The sequence below is a fragment of the Streptomyces doebereineriae genome, from assembly GCF_031845645.1.
Classification (GTDB): domain Bacteria; phylum Actinomycetota; class Actinomycetes; order Streptomycetales; family Streptomycetaceae; genus Streptomyces; species Streptomyces canus.
Genome location: NZ_JAVREZ010000018.1, coordinates 147,578 through 167,953 on the forward strand (window position 1 = coordinate 147,578; position 20,376 = coordinate 167,953).

Annotated in this window: 13 protein-coding genes; 6 read left to right on the forward strand and 7 right to left on the reverse strand. The window is 71.3% G+C overall.

Annotated elements, in window-relative coordinates:
* Positions 1 to 41: 41 nt before the first annotated feature.
* Together icmF and RNB18_RS38845 are read right to left on the reverse strand one after the other, a co-directional pair.
* Complete coding sequence (icmF, locus tag RNB18_RS38840) at positions 42 to 3,272, reverse strand: fused isobutyryl-CoA mutase/GTPase IcmF (protein WP_311718789.1); 3,231 nt, start codon at positions 3,270 to 3,272, stop codon at positions 42 to 44.
* Between the two features lie 569 nt (positions 3,273 to 3,841).
* On the reverse strand, positions 3,842 to 4,756 hold the full coding sequence (locus RNB18_RS38845; protein ID WP_311718790.1) for an AraC family transcriptional regulator: 915 nt from the start codon (positions 4,754 to 4,756) through the stop codon (positions 3,842 to 3,844).
* An 87-nt stretch (positions 4,757 to 4,843) separates the two neighbouring features.
* On the opposite strand from RNB18_RS38845, the gene RNB18_RS38850 reads away from it, so the two are divergent.
* The 5 genes from RNB18_RS38850 to RNB18_RS38870 all read left to right on the forward strand — a co-directional run bounded on the left by RNB18_RS38850 (position 4,844) and on the right by RNB18_RS38870 (position 11,768).
* Positions 4,844 to 5,851, forward strand: a complete 1,008-nt coding sequence (locus tag RNB18_RS38850; protein WP_311718791.1) for an aldo/keto reductase — start codon at positions 4,844 to 4,846, stop codon at positions 5,849 to 5,851.
* Positions 5,852 to 6,072: 221 nt separating this feature from the next.
* The gene (locus tag RNB18_RS38855; protein ID WP_311718792.1) at positions 6,073 to 8,244 is read left to right on the forward strand and encodes an MMPL family transporter; all 2,172 of its coding nucleotides are present in this window, start codon (positions 6,073 to 6,075) and stop codon (positions 8,242 to 8,244) included.
* Between the two features lie 109 nt (positions 8,245 to 8,353).
* Entirely contained in the window at positions 8,354 to 9,115 is a 762-nt protein-coding gene (locus RNB18_RS38860) for a YqjF family protein (protein WP_311718793.1), read from the forward strand.
* Positions 9,116 to 9,585: 470 nt separating this feature from the next.
* Positions 9,586 to 10,653 (forward strand): glycerophosphodiester phosphodiesterase family protein, encoded by a 1,068-nt coding sequence (locus tag RNB18_RS38865; protein ID WP_311718794.1) that lies wholly within the window; start codon positions 9,586 to 9,588, stop codon positions 10,651 to 10,653.
* Between the two features lie 83 nt (positions 10,654 to 10,736).
* On the forward strand, positions 10,737 to 11,768 hold the full coding sequence (locus RNB18_RS38870) for a LacI family DNA-binding transcriptional regulator (RefSeq protein ID WP_311718795.1): 1,032 nt from the start codon (positions 10,737 to 10,739) through the stop codon (positions 11,766 to 11,768).
* 262 nt (positions 11,769 to 12,030) lie between these two features.
* Here RNB18_RS38870 and RNB18_RS38875 read toward each other — a convergent pair whose 3' ends face one another.
* Positions 12,031 to 12,756 (reverse strand): SDR family oxidoreductase, encoded by a 726-nt coding sequence (locus RNB18_RS38875; RefSeq protein ID WP_311718865.1) that lies wholly within the window; start codon positions 12,754 to 12,756, stop codon positions 12,031 to 12,033.
* Positions 12,757 to 12,839: 83 nt separating this feature from the next.
* Here RNB18_RS38875 and RNB18_RS38880 point away from each other — a divergent pair, with 83 nt between their 5' ends.
* A complete protein-coding gene (locus tag RNB18_RS38880) occupies positions 12,840 to 13,703 on the forward strand; it encodes a LysR family transcriptional regulator (protein WP_311718796.1) in 864 nt (287 codons plus the stop codon).
* 50 nt (positions 13,704 to 13,753) lie between these two features.
* On the opposite strand, the gene RNB18_RS38885 is transcribed toward RNB18_RS38880, so the two are convergent.
* From RNB18_RS38885 to RNB18_RS38900, 4 genes are all read right to left on the reverse strand, one after another.
* On the reverse strand, positions 13,754 to 14,401 hold the full coding sequence (locus RNB18_RS38885) for a DUF6629 family protein (protein WP_311718797.1): 648 nt from the start codon (positions 14,399 to 14,401) through the stop codon (positions 13,754 to 13,756).
* Positions 14,402 to 14,475: 74 nt separating this feature from the next.
* Positions 14,476 to 15,741 (reverse strand): alpha-glucoside ABC transporter substrate-binding protein, encoded by a 1,266-nt coding sequence (locus tag RNB18_RS38890; RefSeq protein WP_311718798.1) that lies wholly within the window; start codon positions 15,739 to 15,741, stop codon positions 14,476 to 14,478.
* A complete protein-coding gene (locus RNB18_RS38895) occupies positions 15,738 to 16,955 on the reverse strand; it encodes a hypothetical protein (protein WP_311718799.1) in 1,218 nt (405 codons plus the stop codon). The genes RNB18_RS38890 and RNB18_RS38895 overlap by 4 nt, the downstream gene beginning before the upstream one ends.
* Entirely contained in the window at positions 16,859 to 20,269 is a 3,411-nt protein-coding gene (locus RNB18_RS38900; protein ID WP_311718800.1) for a tetratricopeptide repeat protein, read from the reverse strand. Before RNB18_RS38900 ends, RNB18_RS38895 begins: the two co-directional genes overlap by 97 nt.
* Positions 20,270 to 20,376: the final 107 nt, after the last annotated feature.

Consider the following 20,376-nt stretch of genomic DNA (forward strand, 5'->3'; position numbering starts at 1 on the left):
TTTTGGACCAGCGGCAGCGAACCGAGGCAGCTGCGAGGTCCTCAGACGTTGCGGCGGTACTGGCCCCCGACCTCGAAGAAGGCCTCAGTGATCTGCTGGAGGGAGCAGACCCGGGTGGCCTCCATGAGAACCGCGAACACGTTGTCGCCGCGTACGGCCGCGTCCTTGAGGGCGTCCAGGGCGGCCCGGGCCTCGTCGTGGTTGCGGGCGTGGAAGTCGCGTACCCGTTCCAGCTGGGACTGCTTCTCCTCCTCGGTGGCGCGGGCGAGTTCGACGACGACGGGCTCGGCGGTGTCGGCGTGGGGGTTGCGGAAGGTGTTGACGCCGATCAGGGGCAGCGAGCCGTCGTGCTTGCGCTGTTCGTAGAGCATCGACTCGTCCTGGATACGGCCACGCTGGTAGCCCGTCTCCATCGCGCCGAGCACGCCACCGCGTTCGCTGATCCGCTCGAACTCCTGAAGGACGGCCTCCTCGACCAGGTCGGTGAGTTCGTCGATGATGAACGACCCCTGCAGCGGGTTCTCGCTCATCGCCAGGCCCCACTCCCGGTTGATGATCAGCTGGATGGCCAGGGCCCTGCGGACGGACTCCTCGGTGGGGGTGGTGACGGCCTCGTCGTAGGCGTTGGTGTGGAGGCTGTTGCAGTTGTCGTAGATGGCGATGAGGGCCTGGAGGGTGGTGCGGATGTCGTTGAAGTCCATCTCCTGGGCGTGCAGGGAGCGTCCGGAGGTCTGGACGTGGTACTTCAGCTTCTGGCTGCGCTCGCCGGCGCCGTACTTCTCCTTCATCGCCACCGCCCAGACACGGCGGGCGACCCGGCCGAGCACGGAGTATTCGGGGTCCATGCCGTTGGAGAAGAAGAACGACAGGTTCGGGGCGAAGTCGTCGATGCGCATGCCGCGGGCGAGGTAGGCCTCGACGTAGGTGAAGCCGTTGGCCAGGGTGAAAGCGAGCTGGCTGATGGGGTTCGCGCCGGCCTCGGCGATGTGGTAGCCGGAGATGGACACCGAGTAGAAGTTGCGGACCTTCTGCGCGATGAACCACTCCTGGATGTCGGCCATCATCCGCAGGCTGAACTCGGTGGAGAACAGGCAGGTGTTCTGGCCCTGGTCCTCCTTGAGGATGTCGGCCTGCACGGTGCCGCGCACGTTCGCCAGCGCGTGTGCGCGCAGGTGGTCCGTCTCCTCGGGTGAGGGGTCGCGGCCCTCCTTGTCGCGGAAGCGTGCGGTCTGCTGGTCGATGGCGGTGTTGAGGAAGAACGCCAGGACGGCCGGGGCGGGCCCGTTGATCGTCATGGACACGGAGGTGGTGGGCGCCACGAGGTCGAAGCCGTCGTAGAGCGCCTTCATGTCCTCCAGAGTGGCCACCGAGACGCCGGAGGTGCCGACCTTGCCGTAGATGTCGGGGCGCTCGTCGGGGTCGCGGCCGTACAACGTCACCGAGTCGAAGGCGGTGGACAGTCGGGTGGCGGGCTGGCCCTCGGAGAGGAGCTTGAAGCGGCGGTTGGTGCGGAACGGGTCGCCCTCGCCGGCGAACATCCGTGCCGGGTCCTCGCCGTCGCGCTTGAAGGGGAACACCCCGGCCGTGAAGGGGAAGTGGCCGGGCAGGTTCTCCGCGCGCCAGAACCGCACCAGTTCGCCGTGGTCGGTGAAGCGGGGCAGGGCCACGCGGGGGATCTTGTTGCCGGACAGGGACTCGCGGGTCAGCTTGGTGCGGATCTCCCGGTCGCGGACCTTCACGACCTGCTCGTCGCCGGAGTAGGAGGCGATCACGGCGGGCCAGCTCTCGATCTGCCGCACGATGTCGTGCGGCAGACGCGTGCGGGCGTCCTCCAGCAGCGCGTGCACGTTCGCGGCATCGGAGCCGGCGTCGGCGAGCTCGGCCCCGACCAGCTCCAGCCGCTGGACCCGCCGCGCCGCCTCGGCCAGCCGCTCGGTGTCGGCGTGGTAGCCGCGGACGGTGTCGGTGATCTCGGCGAGGTAGCGCACCCGCTCGGGCGGGACCACCTGCCGGATGCCGGAGGAGTGGCGTACGTCGACCCGCGCCAGGGTGCCCTCGGGCAGCGGGAGTCCCTTCTCGGCGAGGACGGCGGTGAGGTGCTGGTGCAGGGCGGTGACGCCGTCGTCGTTGAAGGTGGCCGCGGAGGTGCCGTACACCGGCATGTCCTCGGGCCGCTTGCCGAACGCCTCGCGGTTGCGGACCAGTTGGCGGCCCACGTCGCGCAGGGCGTCCTTGGCGCCGCGCCGCTCGAACTTGTTGATGGCCACGACGTCGGCGAAGTCGAGCATGTCGATCTTCTCCAGCTGCGAGGCGGCACCGAACTCCGGCGTCATCACATACAGCGAGGCGTCGACGAACGGCACGATCGCCGCGTCGCCCTGGCCGATGCCGGGCGTCTCCACGATCACCAGGTCGAATCCTGCGGCCTTCACGACGTCGATCACGTCGGAAAGGTGCTCGGGCAGCTCGCGGCTGCCGCGGGTGGCCAGGCTGCGGAAGAAGACCTTGTCGCCGTCGAGGGAGTTCATCCGGATCCGGTCGCCGAGCAACGCGCCGCCACCGCGGCGACGGGTCGGGTCGACCGCGATCACGGCGATGCGCAGGGCGTCCCGCTGGTCGACACGGAACCGGCGCACCAGCTCGTCGGTCAGGGACGACTTGCCCGAGCCGCCGGTGCCGGTGATGCCGAGCACCGGCACGTGCCGCGCGGCCGCCGTGGCGCGCAGTTCCTGTCGGAACTCCGGGGGCAGCTTGCCCAGTTCGGCACCGGTGACGGCGCGGGCGATCGCGAACCGGTCGCCGGCCAGGACCGCGGTGAGGTCGGCCGGTTTGCCGTCCCAGAGGTCGAAGTCGCAGTCCCGCACGACCGTGTTGACCATCCCCGCGAGGCCCATCCGCTGGCCGTCCTCGGGAGAGAAGATCGTCACCCCGCTCTCGCGCAGCCGGGTGATCTCCTCGGGCACGATCACACCGCCTCCGCCGCCCACCACCCGGATGTGCTCGGCGCCCTGTTTGCGCAGTGAGGCGACCAGGTATTCGAAGTACTCGACGTGTCCGCCCTGGTAGGACGAGACCGCCACACCGTGCGCGTCCTCTTCGAGAGCCGCGTCCACGACCTCCCGCACGGAGCGGTTGTGGCCGAGATGGATGACCTCGGCGCCCTGCGACTGGAAGATCCGCCGCATGATGTTGATCGAGGCATCGTGCCCGTCGAACAGTGCCGAGGCGGTGACCAGGCGGACGGGGTGGACGGGGCGATGCAGATCGCTCATGGCGGAGCCTTCCCAGGACACGTCGAAAAACGCGGGCTGAGAAAATAGTAGGACGTCCTAGTAAAATCGCGGTGTCGGGGTGAGCAGAAGCACACAAGGACGCTCACGGAGTCCCTCGATCGGGTGAAGTGGTGGCACAGGGCCGCTGCGGAACGGCTCGGCACGGCGGAGAGCCACACGCCATTGCCGTAGGCGAGACCGTCGAGCCGGCGGTCGATGCCGCAGCGGACGGGGTCCAGGTCTCGGCGCGGCCGCATCGCCATTCGGCGCGCTGCCGGTCAGGGCGGCGACGGCCGCGGCTCCGCGGGCACGGGGCGAGGCGAGACGGCGGACAATCGTGAGGGCGGCGATCCCACGGCGGCGTGGTCCAGGCCGGCGCGGTCTCGGCGGCACTCGAGCGCAATGCGGGTCAGGACGGCGACAACCACGGTTCCACGGACACAGCGCTAGGCGTACCCGGCCCGACGGCCCCGAGCAGCGGGCCCGCGACGCGGCGCTCGCCGACGCGCTCGTGAGCAACAGCTGGATCTACGGGTACGACCCCGAGGAGGCACTCCCATGAACGACCCTCACGGCTTCGCGCCCGACCCGTCATGCAGCAGGGGCACCTCCCGGGTCTCGGCCAGCCGGGTGCGCAGCTGCGCCGCGTCCTGGCCGGGCGGCAGGCCGTAGGCGCGACGGTACTCGCGGTTGAACTGGGTGGCGCTGACGTACCCGACCTCCTGGGCGACCTGAGCCGCCGTCACGTCCCTGGTGAACAACAGCCGTCGGGCCTCCTGGAGCCGCAGATGCTTCTGGAACCTCAGGGGGCTCATGCCGGTGGCCGCCTTGAAGTGCCGGTGCAGCGTGGCCGGGCTCATCCGAGCCACCTTGCTGATCTCGTCGATGCCGAGCGGTTCGGTGTAGTGGTCGCGGATCCAGCGGGCGGTCGTACGGATCCGTCCGGCGGTCGAGTCGGCCAGCGACCAGTGCCGCAGGACGGATCCGAGCGGACTGCGCAGCAGCCGGTAGAGGATCTCGGTCTCGATGCGGGACGCCAGGGGGACGATGTCCTCCGGGCTGTCGAGCAGCTGGACCCAGCGGGTGACCGCGTCGACGAGCTCCGGGGACATCGGCGCGGTGACCGCCGCGGCGACGGCCGCCTGGGGCTGCGGTCCGCTCTCCGCCAGCTCCAGCTGTACGGCGGCGAGGACCTCGCTGTCGATCCGCATGACGGCGGCGCGGTAGGGCACCTTCTCGAAGGCGGCGGTGACCGGCAGATCGAGGGTGAACAGAGCCATCTCGCCGCGTGGTGTGATCCAGCTGCGCTCGCCCACAGCGGTGCGCTTGGCACCGTCGGCGATGAAGCAGATCATCGGCTCGTACGTCACCTCGATCGGGTCCACGAGCTCGTCGAGTGAGACCAGCGACAGCTTGGGCACCGCGGTCTGCGACCACAGCCCCGGGCAGTGCCGCTCGATGGCGTGGGCGAGCCGGTCCAGCATGAGAGCGCCCTTCGACTGAGAGGATCAGGCAATCCTATGCGACCGGTGCCCCATGACTCCCCGGTGCCGCGTTCCTAGCGTTGAGGCATGACACAGCACGACAGGAACCTCCCGCACCGCAGGCTCGGCACCCAGGGTCTGGAGGTCGGCGCCGTCGGCCTCGGCACCATGGGCATGACCATGGCCTACGGCTCCTCGGACGAGCAGAGCAGCATCGCCACCCTCCGCCGCGCCCACGAACTCGGCGTCACCCTCTTCGACACCGCCGAGCTGTACGGCATGGGCACCGGCAGTAACGAGGAGTTGCTCGGGCGGGCCGTGAAGGACGTTCGCGACGACGTCGTCCTCGCCACCAAGTTCGGCTTCGACCTGAGCGGTGGGACGGTGGGCGGATTCGGCCTGAACAGCCGCCCCGAACACATCCGCGAGGTCACCGAGAACAGCCTGCGCCATCTGGGCACCGACCACATCGACGTGCTCTACCAGCACCGGGTCGACCCGGAGGTACCCATCGAGGACGTCGCCGGAGCGGTCGGCGAGCTGATCGCCGAAGGCAAGGTGCGCTACTTCGGCCTGAGCGAGGCCGGCCCCGACATCATCCGCCGTGCCCACGCCGTGCACCCGGTGTCGGTGCTTCAGACCGAGTACTCGGTGTTCGAGCGGGCCGTGGAGGCGGAGGTGCTGCCGGTCGTGCGCGAGCTGGGCATCGGCTTCGTCCCGTACTCGCCGCTGGGCCGCGGTTTCCTCACCGGCGCGGTGAAGCCGGCCGCCGAGTACCCGGCCGACGACATGCGCAGCTGGGACGAGCGCTGGCAGCCCGGGAACTACGAGAAGAACCTGGCCGCGGTGCGTGAGCTGACCGCTCTGGCCGAGTCCAAGGGCATCGCGGTGACCCAACTGGCCCTGGCCTGGCTGCTGGCGCAGGGCGAGGACATCGTGCCGATCCCGGGCACCCGCAGCCCGCGCCGCCTGGAGGAGAACGTCGCCTCCGCGTACGTCGACCTCACGCCCGAGGACCTCGCCCGCATCCAGGAGCTCCTCCCCCGCGGCTCGGCCGGCTCCCGCTACCCCGAGAGCATGATGCCGACCTGGTAGCCGCGGCCCACCCCGGTTCCCCGAGAGGCTCCGCGAGCGGCACGACAGTTGAAGGTACGGCACCTCCAGCGATCTTCACCGGTGATCCCTAGGATAAGAGCTCAAGACAACCATTCCGGCCGGTCCGACGGGGGACTGCCCAGAGGGACGGCCGGGGGTCGCCGATGCCAGGGACCGCTCCCCGGGTTGCGGTGATCTTCCTGTCCAGGAGGACCTTCCGCATGTTCCGAAGTATTGGCAACGCCGTCGTCCGGCATCCCGTCTGGACGATCGTTGCATGGTTATTCGCTGCGGTGGCGATCGTCGCCACCGCCCCGAGCCTGCCCTCGAACAGTGACGAGAGCAGTTTTCTCCCCAAGAGTTACGAGTCCATCAAAGCGGCGGAAGTCCAGGAGAAGGCGTTCCCCAGCGCCTTCACCCCGTCCGCGATCGCGCTGTACCAGCGCACCGACGGCGGCAAGCTGACCGCCGCCGACCACAAGGATGTCGCCCGGATCACCTCCGAGCTCGGCAAGAAGAAGATCGACCAGGTGCAGAAGGTCGTCCCCGGCCAGCCGTCCTCGGACGGCAAGTACGCCCTGACCCTGGTCCAGATGGACAGCAAGAACGCCGGTCAGCCCAAACAGGCCGACGCGGCCGAGGTGTTGCGCGAGGACGTCAAGCAACTCGCCAAGGGCACGGACCTCGACGTCAAGCTCGGCGGTTCGGCCGCGCAGGCCCTCGACCAGCAGGACTCGTCCAAGCGCGGTGAGGCGCTGATCGGCATCGGCACCTTCGTCATCATCCTGGTGACCCTGCTGATCATCTTCCGGGCTCCGATCCTGGCCTTCCTGCCCCTGATCACGATCGGGTTGGTCTCGGCGATCGCCAACGGGCTGATCGCCTATGCCACCAAGCTGTTCGACCTCCAGGCCAACAGCTCGATCTCGTCGATCCTGATCGTCGTGCTCTTCGGCGTGGGGACCGACTACTTCCTGTTCCTGATGTTCCGCTACCGCGAACGCCTGCGCCTCGGCGACGAACCGAAGCAGGCCATGATCAACGCGGTCGACCGGGTCGGCGAGGCCATCGCCTCCGCCGCCGGAGCGGTCATCATCGCCTTCCTCGCGCTGGTCCTGTCGACGCTGGGCTTCCTCAAGCAGATGGGCCCGGCCCTCGCGATCGCGGTCACCGTCACCCTGATCGCGGGCCTGACACTGATCCCGGCCGTTGTCTCCCTCATCGGACCGAAGGTCTTCTGGCCGTCCAAGTCCTGGCAACGCGAGCCGGAGAACGCCCGGTTCGCCGCCCTGGGCCGCGGCGTGCGGAACCGCCCGGCGCTCACCGCCGCGCTCTCCGGGCTCGTCCTGGTCGCACTGTCGCTCGGGACGTTCGGTTACAACGCCACGTTCGACCTGGCGGCCGGCTCCATGCCCAAGACCAAGGAGTCGATGGTCGTCCAGGACGAGATGCAGAAGGCGTATTCGGCGGGTGCCGCCGCACCGACCGACGTCTACCTCTCCAGCACCGACGGCAAGCCGATCGACACGACGCTCTTCGACGCGTACGTGAAGAAACTCGGGGCCGTGGACGGCGTGGCGAACGCTCGTCTGTCGCAGCTGAACAAGGACGGCACCACCATCGACTTCACCGTCACCCTCAAGTACGAGGCGTCGACGGACAAGGCCATCGAGGCGGTGGGCCGGGTCCGCGACGTCGCGCACTCCGGCGCCCCGGACGGCACCGAGGCCCTGGTCGGCGGGATGTCCTCGATCTACAAGGACATCGGCACCGCGGTCAACCACGACTACAAGACGGTCTTCCCCGTCGCGGCCGTGCTGATCATGCTCATCCTGGGGCTGCTGCTGCGCAGCGTGGTCGCCCCCTGGTACCTGATCGCCTCGGTGGGCCTCGGCTTCGGCGCCACGCTCGGTGCCACCGTGTGGATCTTCCAGGAGGGACAGGGACACTCCGGACTGATGTTCATGCTCCCGGTGATCATGTATCTCTTCGTGGTCGCCATCGGCACCGACTACAACATCCTCATGATCGCCCGGCTGAGGGAGGAGGCCCGTGAAGGCCGCGAGCCGCGCGAGGCGGCCAGTATGGCGCTACGGCATGCCGGTCCCACGGTGGCAGCGGCCGGCTTCATCCTGGCGGCGACCTTCGCCACGATGATGCTGGCCGGCAACGTCCTGCTCACGGAGATGGGCTTCGCGGTCTCCTTCGGCATCGCCGTCGCCGCGTTCGTCATGGCGATGTTCTTCACGCCCAGTCTCACGGCCCTCATGGGCCACGCGGCCTGGTGGCCGGGGCACGCGGACCGGGCGAAGGAACCACCCGCCGCCCCCGCACCGGTCTCCGGCGGCGGCCGGGACACGGTGGTGCAGGATCCGGCCGGCCGCCGGAACTGACGCCGATGTCACGGGGCGGCGTCCGCCGGGCCGCATGGCTCGGCGGGCGCCGTCCCGTCCCGGCACACCGCCGGGCCGGGCACGATCGGTGTCTGCCACCCTGGATCCCGTGCCGAACCCCGCTCCCGTCACCCCGGACGCCCCCGCCCTCATACGGACCCCGCTCCTCACCCAGCAGTGGCTCGACCTCGCCTTCATCCACTGGGGCGTCGAACCGGCGGTCGTGGCAGAGCTGTTGCCGCGCGGCACGGTCCCCGACACACACGACGGGCTGACGTACGTCGGCCTTGTCGCGTTCCGGATGCACCGGGTCGGCTGGCTGGGGCTGCCGGGGGTGCCGTATCTCGGGACCTTCCCGGAGACCAACGTGCGGCTGTATTCGGTGGACGCGCACGACCGGCGTGGCGTGGTGTTCCGCTCGATGGACGCCTCCCGGCTGATCCCGGTGGTGATGGGACGCGTCGGCTTCCGGCTGCCGTATCTCTGGTCCCGGATGAGCGTCCGCACGGCCGGGGACACCGTCACCTACACCAGCTCACGCCGCTGGCCCGGACCGCGCGGCGCCCGGAGCCTGATCACGGTACGGACCGGCGAACCCATCGGGGAGCCGACCGACCTGGAGCACTTCCTCACCGCCCGCTGGGGCATGCACAACGCCTTCTTCGGTGGCCCCGAGTCGCTGGCCTACCTGCCCAACGACCATCCGCGCTGGCCCCTGTACCGCGCCGAGCTGCTCACCTGCGAGCAGGACCTCGTCACCGCGGCCGGTCTGCCCGCCCCGACCGACGCCCCGGTCAGCGTCCTGTACTCCCCCGGCGTCCCGGTCCGCCTCGGCCGTCCGGCACGCCCGGCGGGCATCCCCACGCCCTGACGCGAGTCTGCTGTGAGCCCCTGGCGACCGGCGCGGTTGTCTCCGGCAGACGCGCCCTCGAACTGACTGCACGGAGGCATGGCGGCCACTTCGAGGTCGTAGCCATCGCCTTCCCGCCCCTTCACGTGCCCGACGAAGACGGCCCGTCGGCCGCGCCAGTCCGTCGCCGACGTCGAAGAGCGCGCCGAGCGGGCCCGGGCCCCCGGGCGAGGACTCGCTGGTGCACGGCAGGCATCTGCGCGTCCCGATACGGCGCATCACCTGGGCGGGGCCGCGCTGTCGCGGGCGATGCGGCACAGGCGCCGCCGTGTGCCGGGCCACTCCACGAGAGGAAGATCCACCTCGTCCCGTACCCCCGACAGGAACGTCGTTCCTCGGACATTCACGCCGGGATCACGTCCGAGGGGTTGAACGGGTCCGCGTCCTCACTAGCGTCTGTGGGCGTCCCGACCCAAAGGAGTGAGGTGTCGATGTCCTCAAGACGTGTCCTCGCCGGGCTGGCACTGGTGCCGGTGCTCGCGCTGTCGGCCGCCACGCCCGCGACGGCGTACGACGACCACCGACCGCCGAAGCCCAAACCGCACTTCGACCTCCAGGCCCACCGCGGCGGCATCGGCATGACGACCGAGGAGTCCTTGGAGGGCTTCGGCAAGGCGATGCGCCTCGGGGTGTCCACGCTGGAGCTGGACACCCATGTCACCAGGGACCGGAAGGTCGTCGTCAACCACGACCGGCAGATCAGCGCGGTCAAGTGCCGTGACACGGGACCGGTGACGGCCGGTGACCCGATGTATCCGTATGTCGGCAAGTACATCAAGGATCTGACGCTGGCTCAGATCAAGACCATGGACTGCGGTTACCAGCAACTGCCCGGCTTCCCCGAACAGGAGGTGGTCAAGGGCTTCCGGATGGTCGAGTTGAAGGATGTCCTGAACCTGGTCAAGAGCTACCGCGCCAAACGGGTCGAGCTGAACATCGAGACGAAGGTCGAGGCGGGCGCGCCCGAACAGACCGCGCCGCGTGAGCTGTTCGTACGGCGGGTCTACGAGGAGATCCACCGCTCGGGCATCGAGAACCAGGTCACCGTCCAGTCCTTCGACTGGGGCGCGCTGAAGGCGATGCACAAGCTGGCCCCGAAGTGGCCCCTCGTCGCGCTCACCAACTACGACTTCCTCCAGGTCGGCCTGCCAGGTGCGTCTCCGTGGCTCGGCGGGATCGACGCCGACGACTACGGCGGCGACTTCGTCAGGGCGGCCGCCACGATCCCCGGCGTCAGGGCCCTCTCCCCCAACTACGGCTTCCCGCAGAGCGGCAAGGTCGGCGACCCCGACTTCCGCTTCTACGCCGACCGGACGATGGTCCGGGAGGCGCACGCCCGGGGCCTGAAGGTCATCCCGTGGACCTGCGACGACCCCGCCACCGTGGAGGCGCTCATGGACGTGGGCGTGGACGGCATCATCACCAACTACCCGAACCGCGTACGGCAGATCATGGCCGACCGCGGCATGCCGCTGCCGAGGGCGTACCAGCCCCGCTGACGGAGTCGAGCCGCCGGAACATCCCGGGTCCGCACCCACGGAGTTCGCTTGACGTTCCGCTGGTTACCGGCAACAATCCTGGGATGAATGTGACCGGTCACACCCGCGGTTCGGCGAGCATCCGGGATGTCGCCGCGGTGGCTGGTGTCTCCTACCAGACCGTCAGCCGGGTGATCAACGGCCACGCCAGCGTCAAGCAGTCCACGCGGGAGCGGGTTCTCGCCGCCATCGACGAGCTGGGCTTCCGGCGCAACGCCACCGCGCTCGCCCTGGCCAGGGGCCGCAGCAGGGCCGTTACGGTGCTCACCGCCAACACCACGCACTACGGCTACGCCTCGATCCTCCAGGGTGTCGAGGAAGCAGCCCGCGCGGCAGCCTACTCGGTGGGGGTGGGCGTCCTCGAATCGGCCGACGAGGCCGCCGTCACCGTAGAGGTGCAGCGTGCCGCCGACGCGGGCGGCGGGCTGATCGTGATCGCGTACGATCCCGCGGGCGTCCGGGCCCTGGAGTCGGTCCCGGCCGGGCTCCCTGTCGTCGGCGTGGTCGAGACCCCGGCGAGCGACCCCACGGGCGACCGGCCGTGGGTCTGGACCGACGACCGCGAGGCCGCCTACGAGGTGACCCGGCATCTGCTGTCCCTGGGGCACGAGACCGTGCACTACGTCGCCATTCCCTCCAGCACCCGTCGCACCAGCGCCCGCACCGGCGGCTGGCGCCAGGCACTGAAAGAGGCGGGCGCTCCGGAACCCCCTCCCCTGCAGGGCGGTTGGGGACCCGCCGGCGGCCACGCGGCGGGCCGCGAACTCGCCCGGGATCCGTCCGTCACCGCGGTCCTGTGCGGCAACGACGACCTCGCCCTCGGTGTGCTGCGCGCCCTGCACGAGGCCGGCCGGTCGGTGCCGGGCGAGGTCAGCGTGGCCGGATTCGACGACGCCCCGCACTCCGCCTATCTGACGCCGTCCCTCACGACCGTACGTCTGGACTTCACGGGCCTCGGCCGAGCCGCGTTCGCCCTGCTGCACGGCGTACTGGAGGAGTCGGCGCCGGTCGCCCCACGTCGGGTCTCCGTGCCGGAACTGGTGGTCCGGGAGAGTTCGGGGCGGCCACCCGCCTGAGTCGCCTGCGCTCGTCGGCATCGGAACGGGGGACACGTGCCGGGCCGGGGGACGCGGTGCAGGAGGTGAACGCGCCGGGCGGGGCAGGGCGGCGCCGTCGAGGACGTAGACGCGCATGCCGTCGAGCGGGCGGCCGATGGGCAGCGGCTCCGGCACCCTCGAAGTGCCGGGGCGGCGACCGTCAGGCGCGCCACGGAAATTTCCCGGCCGGTGGGACGGGAGGGGCGGCGGGGCTGGCACCGTCCCTGCCGTCCGTCCGGGGTCACCAGGGGACGACGCCCTCGTCGTCGAAGAAGCCGCCACGCGGGCCGTCGTCCGGCAGGGTGGCGAGCCGGACGGCGATCGCCGCGCCCTGCTCTGGCGTCCGCGGCGCGTTGAAGCCGGTGAAGTCGGTCGCCACATAGCCGGGGCAGCAGGCGTTGACGATGACGTTCGTATCGGCGAGCCTGCGGGCGTACTGCGCCGTGACGCTGTTGAGCATCGACTTCGACGGTGCGTACGCGGCCATGACCGGTCCGGTCTGCAGCGTCAAGGAGCCCATGCTGCTCGACACGTTGACGATGCGCGGCGAGTTCGCGCGGCTGAGGAGCGGGAGCATCGCGTTCGTCACCCGGACGACCCCGAGGACGTTGGTGTCGAGGACGGTGCGGACGACCTCGAGGTCGAGCGTCGTCGGATCCTGTGTGCCGTTTTCGATGGCGCCGGAGACGCCCGCGTTGTTGACGAGCACGTCGAGCCGTCCTGCCGTCCGTTCGACGGTCGCGGCCGCCTCGGCGACGCTGTCGTCGGAGGTGACGTCGAGGGCGACCCCGAACGCGTCGACGCCCGCGGCCTGCAGTTCCTTGACGGCCTGCTCGCGCCTGGCGTCGTCGCGAGCTCCTACCGCGACCGTGAAGCCGAGGGTCCCGAGACCCTGTGCGATGGCGAAACCAATTCCCTTGTTCGCGCCGGTGACCAGCGCGGTCTTCATGTCGTTCACGCGTTCCATGCTGGGCGAGCCGCTCATGCGCCGTCCAATATCGAACCGGTGCACTGTGATACTCACCGGGTATCAGTCGGTAGGCTGTCCGTGTGGACGATCTCGAGACCCGCGAGCTTCGGTACTTCGTCGCCGTCGCCGAGGAACTGCACTTCGGACGCGCCGCCGGTCGGCTCGGGATCGCGCAACCGCCGCTCTCGCGCGCGATCGCGAGGCTGGAGCGGCGGCTCGGCGTCCGGCTCCTCGACCGGGACCGTCGCGGAGTGGCGCTCACCGATGCCGGCGGCGTGCTGCTTCGGGAGGCCGGAGCAGCCCTGGACGCGGTCGCTGCCGCCGCGCGTCGAACGCGGCGTGCCGGGGACCCGAAGCGGCCGCTGGTGCTCGCGACGAAGGCCGGGGCGTCCCACGAAGTGCTGCGACAGCTGCTCGACGCGGTGGCGAGCGAACCGGAGGCGCCACCGATCGAGATCCTCCTGTGCGAGGTCGGTGAGCAGGCGCGGCTGCTCCGCGACGGGCACGCCGACGTGGCACTCATGCATCATCCCTACGACGACCTCGCAGGGTTCGACTCCGAAGACCTCTACGTCGAAGGTCAGGTGGCGATCGTGCCCGCCGGGCATCCGCTCGCGTCACTCGACCGGCTCACGCTGGCGGACGTCCAGGACGTGCCGGACCTGCCGATCGCTCGATGGCCCCGGCTCGACGGGTCCTACCCCGACGGGCCCGGACCCGAGGTGCGCACCCAGTCTCAGCTCGCTCAACTCGTGGCGCTCGGCAGGACGTTGCTCGTCATCCCTGCCTCCAGCCGTGCCTGGCAGTGGCCCGAACACGTCGCGGTGCCCGTCGCCGACGCGCCGGAGGTGACCACGGTGATCGCCTGGCCGCCGAGCAGTCGCTCGTTGGCCGTCGCGTCACTGGTCGGCGTCGCGGCCGGCATGATCATGTCGGCGACCTGACCCCGGTGACGACGAACGGGCGGGCGGCCCGGGACCGCCGCGCGCACTGATCAGTGCCGGGCGTCCCACGCGGGGAGCACCGGCCTCGGCGCAGGACGTGTGCGCGCCCATCCGTACAGGACCACCGAGCAGACTGCCGCCAGCGCGCACCAGGTCGACACGAACTCCAGCCGCCACAGCAGCCAGCACATCAGCGCGCCCGCCCCGGTCAGGGTTCCCAGGGTCGTGAGGCGGCGGTCGCCGGAGAGCAGCAGTGCGCCGACCGTGGCGATCAGGTAGCCCGCGACGAGCAGTTCCGCGTGGGGCAGTCCGATGACGTAGGCCATGGTGTGGCCGCGGATCTCGGCCCGGACGGGGCGGGTGGCGAGAGCGTGCGTGAGGAAGGCGGCGGTCACGACGCCCACCGCCACGACGGCCGTCACCCGGCGTCCGGTTCGGCGTGGGACCGCGCACCACACGCCCACCGGCACCCACACCGCGAGCACGGGCAGGGCGATGACGGCCCAGGCGACAGTGGCCGCGCCGGTCCCTCCGCCGGTGTGCCAGATCTGGGCCTCCACCAGTTGATGGGCGCCGAGCAGCAGGGGCAGCGCGGCGAGGGGCAGGTCTCCGGCGCGGCGGGTCCGGGCCACGCAGACCGCTCCGACGGAGGCGATGGCCGTACCCGCCACGAGATCCGCTGTCGCACTCCAGCACATGACAACACACCATGTCAGGTCGGTGCGTCGGCCGTGCGCTCCGCCACGACGCGGGCGGGGCCGGGGTGGGCGGCTCAATCGCAGATGTTCTGCGGTGGGCGGAACGTGCGGTCGGTGCCGGCGTCCATGTTGACCTGCACGCGTACGGTCTCCAACTGCTCCAGCAGCGAATCGAGTTGCCGCTGGGTCGGGTCACGGAAGAACTCCAGGACCGCGCGGTGGAAGGCGTCCCGGAGTTCGGGCGGCATGACGTCGGAGGCGTCGAAGCAGAGGGTGCGGGCGCGGGTGGTGAGCAGGGAGTCGATCTCCCGCTCGACCGGGGTCGCGGAGACCGGCGGCGACAGTCCGGCCGAGTCCGGGAACAGCGGCCGTACCGCGGGCTCCGCCTCCGCCCGCCAGAGCTTCCGTCCGGCCGGGCTCGAGAGCCGCTCCACGAGTTCCTGGGCGTCCGGGTCGTCGCTGAACACGGCGGCCATGTCGCCCGCGACCTCGAAGACGTCCCGGAACGCGGACTGTCCGTCCAGATAGCGGGCCGACGGTTCCACGGTCACGTCATCGCCCGCGTAGACGTACCGGATGAAGGCGCTCTGGTGCTCGTGCGTGCAGTCGAAGCCGGGCGAGTCGAGCAGGCCGCGCGGGTCTCCCCGCGGGTCGGACACACCCTCGAACGACGTGGTCAGGGACCGCTCGACCGACGCCGGGGAGCGCTTGCCGAGCAGCCGCGCCCAGCTGGTCCAGGCCCGCTCGACGGCCGGGTCGCGCCAGTCCAGGCGGCCCGTGGCCCATTCGGTGTAGAGGCCGGGGCCCGCCTGATGGAGCACCAGGTCCTCGATCCAGTCGGTGCCGGGCCAGCCGGAGGTGGCCTGTGAGGCGAGACCCACGCACCAGGTGGGCCGTTCGCTCGGGGCGCCCCTTTTGCTCCACACGAGGCTCTTGAGGTCGACCTTCAGCGGCACCCAGTACACGCGCCGCAGGTGGTTCACCAGCATGATCGGCGACCAGGGCGAGTAGGCACGCTCGGCACTCGCCTCGGCGAGGGGCTTCAGCTTGCCGCGGCGGGCGTACTCGGTGAGTTCGCCCATGCTGTTGAGGACCGCCACGTCCGGCGGGTCGTCGGCCTCCAGCTGCGAGACGAGCGTCTCGCGGAGTGAGCGGGTGCCCTCGTAGGTGTACGTCCGCCCGGTCCCGTCGTCCAGTTTGTCGAGGACCGCTTCAAAAGCCCTGCCCTCCTCGCCGGTCCAGGGGCCGAGGACGACCAGCGGGTCGCGGGTGTCCGACCCGCAGCCGGGGACGAGTGCGAGCAGACAGGCCGCGAGAAGGACGCGCAGGAGACGGCTCATGCGACGGCTCCCGGGCGGGTGACGACGAGGTATTCGCGGCGGTAGGCGTGCAGGGCGCCGGCGATCACGGCCGCGGCGGTCAGGCCCGCGGGGAACACGAACGGGGCGATGCCGTCGAGGAAGGCGAGCCGCCCGTCGGCGAGTCCGTCGTCGATCCTGGCCTGGAGCGTCTCGATGGCCTGCGGGTCCGGTCCGGCGAAGGGGCGTTCCTCGGCGACCGTCTCCGTCTTCGGGGAGGTCCGTTCGGCCAGCGCGTCCGCGACCGGGACGGTCTCGTGCTGGGCGTCCAGGGCGAGCAGGGCGTCGGCCGTCAGGAACGGTACCGCGAGCAGCGGCAGGGCGGCGGCCGCGAGCGGGATGCTCAGCCGGATCCGGAAGCGGCGCCGCAGGAAGGACATCGTCCGCCACAGCCCGGCGGCGAGCAGGGTGAAGGCTAGCGCGGCGATCACCGCCGCGGTGATCGTGCCCGCGCCCCAGGCGGCCCGGTCGGCGAGCCGCGCGCGCAGCCGCCCCTCCAGGCCGGTCACCCGGTCGACGATCGAGGTCGCGGCGGAGCCGGTGGCGGCCGGGCAGGCCGGATAGGGGTTCTCGGTGGTCGGGGCGAGGGCCTGCGAGCAGAGCATGCTGCGCGCGTAGGTGAAGTCGGCATCGCGCAGGACCGGATCGGTGGCATGGCCCTGGGCCCGGCCGATCCAGCTGGTGTAGTCGACGACCAGCGCGGACACGACCCGCAGTTCCTGTTCCTCGGCGACAGTGAGGGCTCCGCTGCGGGTGACCTGGTTCAGGCTCTGCGTGGCGCGGGCGATCCGGGTCCGGTACCGCTCGCTGAGCCCGCTGAGTTCCGCCGCGCGCCCCTCGTCGAGGTTCCGCTGGGCCTCGCCCTGCGCGATGAGCAGCGAGGCCCGGGCGTCCGCGAGGTCTACCAGCGCGGGCGCCGCGCGTTCCCGGATGTACGCGGAGTCGCCACGCACGCCCGCGTAGGCCCAGCCCAGCGCCCCGAAGGCCACCACGGCCAGCAGCGGCAGCGCGAGGAGCCGGTCCCGCAGGTAGGCGCGGTTGCGGTGGCCCGCGGTGGAGGGCCAGGCGTACCGGAGGATACGGCGGGCGAGTTCGGTGGTTACGGCGGCGACTGCCCGCGTGAGGCGGAGGGTGTCCTGTGCGAGGGCGCGTAAGCGACCGTCCGGAGCCAGTGGGCGACTCTCTTGCCGAGCCATGGGCTGTCCCTGTGGTGTCGGAAGGCGAGCGGGCGGACCTCGTAGGCGCGGTCCAGGAGGATTTCGGCCACCGCCGCGTCCTCGGGGGCGGTGGAGCGGGCGGCCTGGTGGGCGAGGGTGACATAGCGGCGGGAGAGGTCCTCCCGCAGGCCGTGTTCGTCGGGCGGTAGGCCGAGCCGGGGGTCTGCGCCGGCGGACAGCGCCGCGAGGCCTGCCGCGTCGAGGGCACCGCGCGCGAGGGCGCCCTGTACGGCCTCCCAGGCCTCGACGGTCATCCGGACCCTGGCCTCCTCATCGGTCAGGCCGTGCGCGTGGAAGAGCAGAGCCAGGCGCCTCAGCACCTCGTCCAACCGCTGCGGCGCCCGGTCGTCGCACTCGCCCGTGCGCACGTACTCGATACCGATCCGCACGGCCGCGGTACGCGCGGCGGTCCGGTGCCGCGAGTGCTGCGGTACGGCGTCGAGTTCGCGTACGGCCTCCTCGCGCGCCGTTTCGCCGCCGAGCGCGAGGCGGGCCCGCGCGGCGCCGAAGGCCGCGCCGCCCAGGGAGGGGTTACGCAGCCCGACCGCCTCGTAGAACGTCAGGGCCTCGTGCCGGCGTCCGAGGCGTTCCGCGCAGTGGCCGAGGGCCAGCTTTGGGGCGTACTCGCCGGGGATCGCCGCGTACACCCGGTCGAAGTGCCGCCGGGCCGCGGCTACTTGCTCCCGGGCGAGCGCGAGCAGGCCGTGGTGCCAGTCCAGCCGCCAGTCGTACGGGGCGCGGCGGGGGCCGATCCGTGCCTCGGCCGCCGCCAGTTCCCGTTCGGCGGCGTCGGGTCCGTCGGCCGGGTTCCGCAACCGCAGCCGACAGCGCAGCAGATGGACCTCCGTGGAGTCCCGCCAGTCGCCGATGTGCTGGAGCAGGGCCTCCGGGGCGGCGTCGGCGAGCCTGCTCAGCTCGGCGTGGTGCTCGTCGCGCGGGTCGGGGCGCGGGACGGGCAGGCGCTGGGCGACCTCGGTGGGAGTGGGCGGGGCGAACGGGGACGGGGCGTCGGGGGCGGCCCAGTGGGCGAGGGGTGGCGCGGAGCCGAGAGCGCCGTCGAGGGCGTACGGGGACTGGAGGAAGAGCGGCGAGGGCTCGAAGGTCTCGGTGCCGGTGCGCAGCGACCTCAACTCACGGAACACGCCGCGTAATTGCTGGTCCATCTCACGCGCGTCGGCGAACCGTCCGGCGGGCTCGCTCAAGGTCGCGCGGTGCAGGACACGGGCGAGGGAGAGCAGGCCGAGGCCATGGGGCACGGGGGCGGTGGCGTCACCGGGTGCCCACGACGCCCTGGCCGGCGGCGACACTTGGACAGACGGTCCATCACCGCCCACCGACAGGACTTCGGGCCGCGACTCCCCCGCGCGCGCCGCCCCGGGGACGGCCAGGTTGCCGACGTCCGGCGCGCCTTCGACTCCCGACGTGCGGGCCACGTCGGCTGTCTCACCGCCGCCCAGTGCGCTCTCGCCGCCCGATCCCTGAACGACACCTGACGTCCGGGGCACACCCGCTGTCTCACCGCCGTCCGGTGCCCCTTCTGCGTCCAATGCCCGGGCGACACCCGCTGTCTCACCGGCGCCCGGTGCCCCCTCGCCGCCCGATCCCTGGACGACGCCGCCCGACCTCTGCGTGCCGTCCGACGTCTCATCGGCACCCGACTTGTCCCCGGCGCCTGATCGCTGAGCAACGCCCGGTGTCTCCCCGCCACCCGAGGTCTCCCCGACCCTTGACGTCTGGACGAAACCTGGTGTCCCGCCGACCTCAAGCGCACCCTCGGAGCCCGATGCCCGGGCGACACCCGACGCCTCCCCGCCTTCCGAGATCCCCTCGACACCCGACGCCACCTCAGCGCCCGAGGCCTGACCCCCGCCCGCCGTCCCACCGACGCCCAGCACCCCCTCGACACCCGATCCCCGGGCAGCACCCGAGGCCCCCTCGACACCCGACGCCACCTCAGCGCCTGAGCCCTGACCCCCATCCGCTGCCCCACCGACGCCCAGCACCCCCTCGACACCCGAGGCCCGGGTAGCACCCAAAGCCCCCTCGACACCCGACGCCTCCTCGGCCCCAGCCGTCCGGACGACGCCCGACACCCGACCCCCGCCCGCTGCCCCACCGACGCCCAGCGCCCCCTCAACACCCAACGCCTCCTCGGCCCCAGCCGTCCGGACGACGCCCGACACCCGACCCGGGCCCGCTGTCTCCCCGACGCCCAGCGCCCCCTCATCGCCCAATGCCCGAGCGGCACCCGGCGTCCCCCCAGTGGCCAGAGCCCCCTGGACGCCCTGTGTCCGGCCCGCGGCCAACGCCTCCCCGGCGGCCCGTGCCTCGGCGCTCGCGGCCGAGGCTTCCCCGGCGGCCCGTGCCGCCTCGGCGGCCGACGCGCTCGCGGCATCCGCCCCCGACGTCCCACCCAGCGTCCCGAGATCCCCCAGCCGCGCAAGATCCGCCGCCGACCTGCCGAGGCCGCTCAGCCGCCGCAGGGTCTCCCCCAGGCTGAAGAGGTCGTCCTGTTCCCTGGACTCGCCGTGCGGTCCCACGGTCGGTGCGCTGAAGCCCTTCGTGGTCATGCCCGGCGCCCCGACCGGGCGTACGCTGCCCACGTCGATGATCTTCGTCGTGGTGCCGTCGTGCATGACGTTGTCCGGCTTCAGATCGCCGTAGACCTTGCCGGGCCGGTCGGCGTGCAGATACGCGAGGGCGGACAGGATCCGCACACCGTAGGCGAGCACGAACTCGTGGAAGCGGTGGCCGCCGAACTCCCCGGGGTTCAGTCCGGCCCGCGCCCGCACCTCCTCCAGCGTGAGCCCGTCCACGTACTGGAGGACGAGGAAGTCACCGACCTCGGGATGGTGACCGTAGTTGAAGACCCGGATGATGTCGTCGTGGCCGAGGTCGACAAGGGCCCGCCGCTCCCGGGCCAGCGCACCCGCCGCGGCCGCCGCCTGCTGCGGGTGCAGGATCTTGATGGCGACCTCGCGGTTGTCGACCTTGGTGTCGAGCGCGAGATAGACCTCGCCCATGCCGCCGTAGCCGAGGGGCCGGATCAGCCGGTACTGGCCCGCGAGCAACTGCCCGGGAGGCAGCGGAAGTTCCCCCGGATCACCGCCGGGGTCCCAGCCGCGTCCCAGCAGCGTGATCGTGGGCAGCACCGTCGGATCGGGGTTCTCCGCGGGGAGGTCGACGTGCGCCGCCCTCAGGTACATCGGCTGTCCGGCGACAACCAGCGGACCGAACGATCCCTCGGATTCCGGTACTTCACCGAACGCACTCCCGCCCCGAGCCCCCTTCATGCCTCCTCAGAATAGGGCCAGGTGCCGGGATCGACCCCTCGCTTTCCCCCTGAGAACCGTGATGCCGCGGGGTTCGGCCGGTCGGCAAGGCCGAGATCCATGTCCCT

Bases quoted from the DNA above. Each gene is read 5' to 3' on its own strand.
- RNB18_RS38865 (WP_311718794.1), top strand. From the start codon at position 9,586: ATGTCCTCAAGACGTGTCCTCGCCGGGCTGGCACTGGTGCCGGTGCTC.
- RNB18_RS38890 (WP_311718798.1), bottom strand. From the start codon at position 15,741: ATGAGCCGTCTCCTGCGCGTCCTTCTCGCGGCCTGTCTGCTCGCACTC.
- RNB18_RS38875 (WP_311718865.1), bottom strand. From the start codon at position 12,756: ATGGAACGCGTGAACGACATGAAGACCGCGCTGGTCACCGGCGCGAAC.
- RNB18_RS38870 (WP_311718795.1), top strand. From the start codon at position 10,737: ATGAATGTGACCGGTCACACCCGCGGTTCGGCGAGCATCCGGGATGTC.
- RNB18_RS38850 (WP_311718791.1), top strand. From the start codon at position 4,844: ATGACACAGCACGACAGGAACCTCCCGCACCGCAGGCTCGGCACCCAG.
- RNB18_RS38895 (WP_311718799.1), bottom strand. From the start codon at position 16,955: ATGGCTCGGCAAGAGAGTCGCCCACTGGCTCCGGACGGTCGCTTACGC.
- icmF (WP_311718789.1), bottom strand. From the start codon at position 3,272: ATGAGCGATCTGCATCGCCCCGTCCACCCCGTCCGCCTGGTCACCGCC.
- RNB18_RS38900 (WP_311718800.1), bottom strand. From the start codon at position 20,269: ATGAAGGGGGCTCGGGGCGGGAGTGCGTTCGGTGAAGTACCGGAATCC.
- RNB18_RS38855 (WP_311718792.1), top strand. From the start codon at position 6,073: ATGTTCCGAAGTATTGGCAACGCCGTCGTCCGGCATCCCGTCTGGACG.
- RNB18_RS38845 (WP_311718790.1), bottom strand. From the start codon at position 4,756: ATGCTGGACCGGCTCGCCCACGCCATCGAGCGGCACTGCCCGGGGCTG.
- RNB18_RS38885 (WP_311718797.1), bottom strand. From the start codon at position 14,401: ATGTGCTGGAGTGCGACAGCGGATCTCGTGGCGGGTACGGCCATCGCC.